This is a genomic window from Micromonospora sp. NPDC048830 (genome assembly GCF_043198215.1).
Lineage (GTDB): Bacteria > Actinomycetota > Actinomycetes > Mycobacteriales > Micromonosporaceae > Micromonospora.
In genome coordinates, this window is the sequence record NZ_JBICUP010000145.1 from 1 (window position 1) to 1,020 (window position 1,020).

A 1,020-nucleotide genomic window follows, 5' to 3' on the forward strand; every position below is an offset into this window, starting at 1 on the left:
CACCACCCCACCCCGCGGCCCGTCCCACGCCATGCAGGCGGAGACCACCTCCCCCTCTGACGCTCCGCCCGGCGATCGGCCGTCCGGTGCGGAAGCTGACCCGTCTGGTGGCGGCCCGACGCTTTCTGCCCCGTCCCCCGCATACCAGCTGGCAGAGGGCGATATCGCGACACCAACGGAATGGGATCTCCCGGATTTCCTGCGGACGGAGACCGACGGAGCGGGCGGGTTCCCGGGCCCGCCGGCAGGGCCGCCTGATGGTGGCCTTGCGCGTTACGCCGGTGACCCGGAACTGCCCGATATGAACGCGGAATTGGCTTTCCCGGATTTCCTGCGGACGGAGACCGGCGGAGCGGGCGGGTTCCCGGGCTCGCCGGCAGCGCCGACACCGGTGCCTGAATTTTCGACGGAGGGGCCACCGGCGCCTGGCTCGGAGTCGCCGCGGTCGGAGTCGCCGCGGTCGGAGCCGAGACGTAAGCGTCGGCGTATCGATGGTGGGCCGGCAGAGCAGCCTGATCATGACCTGGTTTTTGACGACCGTGACCCGCCATTGTCCGATATGTCGGGAGCATGGGATCTCCTGGATCGGCCGGGGACGGAGACCGGCGGAGCGGGTGAGTTCCCGGGCTCGCCGGCAGCGCTGGCACCGGTGCCTGAATTTTCGACGGAGGAGCCAGGGGCGCCACTGGCGCCTGGCTCGGAGTCGCCGCCGCCAGAGGACGATGCGTCGTCGGCCGGGTTCGGGGACTGGATGTCGTCAGGGATGGATCCGGCGGCATTCATCATGGGGTTGCCGTCGGAGAACCGCGCGCCGGACGATGCGGTCGGGTCCTCGGGCTCGCCGGCAGCGCTGGCGCCGGCGGATGGCTCGGCGGTGCCGCCGGCGGAGGTCGATGTCGCGTCGGGCTTGGACCAGAAGGTGACTGCGGCGATCACCGCGTTGTCGGCCGTGGTGCCCAGGAAACGCTTCGAGGAGTGGGCGCTCGAGGTGTTCGACGTCGACTCTCGGGAGTTCGGCGT

The 1,020-nt window shown here is 70.6% G+C and carries 1 protein-coding gene; it reads left to right on the top strand.

The annotated features are described in order from the left end of the window. Positions 1–763: 763 nt before the first annotated feature. Positions 764–1,020 (top strand): hypothetical protein (locus ACGFIZ_RS34300; RefSeq protein WP_393427470.1); only part of this gene is annotated, 257 nt, incomplete at its 3' end.